The organism is Pedobacter sp. Bi27 (assembly GCF_918698255.1).
Lineage (GTDB): Bacteria > Bacteroidota > Bacteroidia > Sphingobacteriales > Sphingobacteriaceae > Pedobacter.
The window spans coordinates 1-3,863 of record NZ_CAKKMW010000017.1 but is presented as its reverse complement, the minus strand read 5'-3'; the positions used below and the strand labels follow the sequence as shown (position 1 = coordinate 3,863).

General features: G+C 48.3%; 2 tRNA genes and 2 rRNA genes. All 4 read left to right on the top strand.

What is annotated here, in order from left to right:
- Nucleotides 1-155: 155 nt before the first annotated feature.
- The 4 genes from LQ227_RS25500 to rrf all read left to right on the top strand — a co-directional run bounded on the left by LQ227_RS25500 (nucleotide 156) and on the right by rrf (nucleotide 3,863).
- Nucleotides 156-230: transfer RNA gene (locus LQ227_RS25500), tRNA-Ile, on the top strand.
- Nucleotides 231-247: 17 nt separating this feature from the next.
- Nucleotides 248-321 (top strand) — tRNA-Ala (locus LQ227_RS25495).
- A gap of 412 nt (nucleotides 322-733) precedes the next feature.
- Nucleotides 734-3,610: ribosomal RNA gene (locus LQ227_RS25490) — 23S ribosomal RNA — on the top strand.
- Nucleotides 3,611-3,751: 141 nt separating this feature from the next.
- Nucleotides 3,752-3,863 (top strand): 5S ribosomal RNA (gene rrf, locus LQ227_RS25485).

Genomic DNA, 3,863 nt, shown 5'->3' with positions numbered 1-3,863 from the left:
GATACTTTATACTAAAAAGAGAAAAAAGAAACACCCAGAAGACAACGGAGTGCGGCCTATAAAGGTACAAGCATAACGGATCTCAGCTGAGGTTAGCAAAGGAAAGCGGTAGCGGTAAGATACTATATACTGCATACAGATGCTGCCAAAAGCAAAGTCCCGTAGCTCAGCCTGGTTAGAGCACTACACTGATAATGTAGGGGTCTCCAGTTCAAATCTGGACGGGACTACACATTTGAATCCTTTTGGGGGATTAGCTCAGCTGGCTAGAGCGCCTGCCTTGCACGCAGGAGGTCAACGGTTCGACTCCGTTATTCTCCACATTTGAGCTTTAGCGCTTAAAGACCAAAGCAGAAAGCTTTCAAAAAACAGGAATACCCCCTTATTATCGGGATAGATAATATACATTGACATGATTAAGAAAAGAAGAAAACGCCATGGGGCACATATATAAAGCTATATATGAAACGGTTCGAGACCGCAGTTTTTTACTAACTAGGATAAGCTAAAGGCTTAGGCCGGGGACAATGAAACCCTCCGCCTTTATACCCTCTACCTTGACCTTGGTAAAGTTCTTTGACATATTGGAAGAAGTTAAAAAAGAAGAGCAAACAACAATAGGCGACTGTTGTGTTTGTGCTCACCGACCCAAGAGGCAACTCAAAGGAAGGTATGAGACATCATAACAAGAGCAAAAAAAGCATACCATACGGCGCAAAAGGCGTATGAGTAGAAGAAAGTAATAAAGAGTACACGGGGGATGCCTTGGCTCTCAGAGGCGATGAAGGACGTGATAAGCTGCGATAAGCTTCGGGTATTTGCAAATAGGAATTGATCCGAAGATTTCCGAATGGGGCAACCCGGCATGTTGAAGACATGTCACATATAATGAGCAAACCTGCCGAACTGAAACATCTAAGTAAGCAGAGGAAGAGAAAATAACAATGATTTCCTAAGTAGTGGCGAGCGAAAGGGAAAGAGCCCAAACCAGTCTTGTTACGGCATGACTGGGGTTGTAGGACTGCAACATGGCATCAGCAAACAGAAGTGGAATGGGATGGGAAGCCCAGCGATACACGGTGATAGCCCGGTACACGTATAGAATGCTGGCCTAGCAGTATCCTGAGTACCGCGAGGTCGGAGACGCCTTGTGGGAATCTGCCGGCACCATCCGGTAAGGCTAAATACTCCTGAGAGACCGATAGTGAACCAGTACCGTGAGGGAAAGGTGAAAAGAACCCCGAACAGGGGAGTGAAATAGAACCTGAAACCGTGTACTTACAAGCGGTCGGAGCGTACAAGTTGCGTGACGGCGTGCCTTTTGCATAATGAGCCTACGAGTTACTCCTCTCTGGCAAGGTTAAGTGCTTCAGGCACGGATCCGAAGCGAAAGCGAGTCTGAATAGGGCGTATAGTCAGAGGGGGTAGACGCGAAACCTTGTGATCTACCCATGGACAGGTTGAAGGTGCGGTAACACGTACTGGAGGACCGAACCGATAAACGTTGAAAAGTTTCCGGATGATCTGTGGGTAGGGGTGAAAGGCTAATCAAACTGGGAAATAGCTCGTACTCCCCGAAATGTTTTTAGGAACAGCGTGGATATTAAGTTTCATAGAGGTAGAGCTACTGATTGGGTGCGGGGGAGTCAAATCCTACCAAATCCAGACAAACTCCGAATGCTATGAAATATGATCTGCAGTGAGGCGCGGGGTGCTAAGGTCACGCGCCGAGAGGGAAAGAACCCAGACCATCAGCTAAGGTCCCCAAGTGACAGTTAAGTTGAACTAACGAGGTCCGATTGCACAGACAGCTAGGATGTTGGCTTGGAAGCAGCCATTCATTTAAAGAGTGCGTAACAGCTCACTAGTCGAGCGATCGGGCATGGATAATAAACGGGCATTAAACTGTTCACCGAAGCTATGGGATTGAAATATATCGGTAGGGGAGCATTCTAGCGGCAGCGAAGGTATCTGGTAATGGGTGCTGGAGCTTCTAGAAAAGCAAATGTAGGCATAAGTAACGATAAGGCGGGAGAGAAACCCGCCCACCGAAAGGATAAGGTTTCCTGATCAACGCTAATCGGATCAGGGTCAGTCGGGACCTAAGGAGAACCCGAAGGGGAAATTCGATGGACAACTGGTTAATATTCCAGTACTTTTTATAACTGCGATGTGGGGACGGAGTAGTGACACTGCCGCGATCTGACGGAATAGATCGTTAAAGACAGTAGGTATTAGAACGGTAGGCAAATCCGCCGATCTAGCTGAAAGTCGATAGTACCGCAAGCCTTCGGGTAAGCGGATAGCGCAGGTAATCAGACTTCCAAGAAAAACCGCTAAGCTTCAGGTTATAAAAACCCGTACCGCAAACCGACACAGGTATCCGGGAAGAGGATTCTAAGGTGCTCGAGTGAATCATGGCTAAGGAACTCGGCAAAATGGCCCTGTAACTTCGGGAGAAGGGGCGCTTGCAGCAATGTAAGCCGCAGTGAAAAGGCCCAGGCGACTGTTTAACAAAAACACATGGCTTTGCAAAATCGAAAGATGAGGTATAAGGCCTGACACCTGCCCGGTGCTGGAAGGTTAAGAGGGGATGTCATCCGCAAGGAGAAGCATTGAATCGAAGCCCCAGTAAACGGCGGCCGTAACTATAACGGTCCTAAGGTAGCGAAATTCCTTGTCGGGTAAGTTCCGACCTGCACGAATGGTGTAACGATCTGGGCGCTGTCTCAGCCATGAGCTCGGTGAAATTGTGGTCCCGGTGAAGACGCCGGGTACCCGCAACGGGACGGAAAGACCCCATGCACCTTCACTACAATTTAACATTGACATTGGATACAGGATGTGTAGGATAGGTGGGAGGCTTTGAAGCGGCGTCGCTAGGCGTCGTGGAGCCAACGTTGAAATACCACCCTTTCTGTATTCGGTGTCTAATCCCATAATGTGGGAGACATTGTTTGATGGGTAGTTTGACTGGGGTGGTCGCCTCCAAAAAGGTAACGGAGGCTTTCAAAGGTAAGCTCAGTACGCTTGGTAACCGTACGCGGAGTGCAATAGCATAAGCTTGCTTGACTGTGAGACAGACAAGTCGATCAGGGTCGAAAGACGGATATAGTGATCCGGTGGTTCTGCATGGAAGGGCCATCGCTCAAAGGATAAAAGGTACGCTGGGGATAACAGGCTGATCTCCCCCAAGAGCTCATATCGACGGGGAGGTTTGGCACCTCGATGTCGGCTCGTCACATCCTGGGGCTGGAGAAGGTCCCAAGGGTTCGGCTGTTCGCCGATTAAAGTGGCACGCGAGCTGGGTTCAGAACGTCGCGAGACAGTTCGGTCCCTATCTGTTGTGGGCGTAGGAATTTTGAGTGGGGCTGACCTTAGTACGAGAGGACCGGGTTGGACTAGCCTCTAGTGAATCTGTTGTTCCGCCAGGGGCATTGCAGAGTAGCTACGCTGGGAATAGATAAGCGCTGAAAGCATCTAAGTGCGAAACTAGCCACGAGATGAGAATTCCATATAGGACCGTAGAAGACTACTACGTTGATAGGCTACAGATGTAAAGGTGGTGACACCACAGTCGAGTAGTACTAATCATCCGAAGCTTTCAAAGCAAACAGACTGTTGTTTGTTCTTCATAATAACTTCTTTCAATAATATGTCATTTAAGCGGAAAGCTAAAAGACTAAAGACTAAAGCGGAATACGGTAGCTTTAAGCTTTGAGCTTTATCCTTTCAGCTCAAATAAAGAAATTTAGGTGCCTATATCGGTGGTGTCCACCTCTTCCCATTCCGAACAGAGAAGTTAAGCCCACCAGAGCCGATGGTACTGCGGTAACACGTGGGAGAGTAGGTCGGTGCCAAAT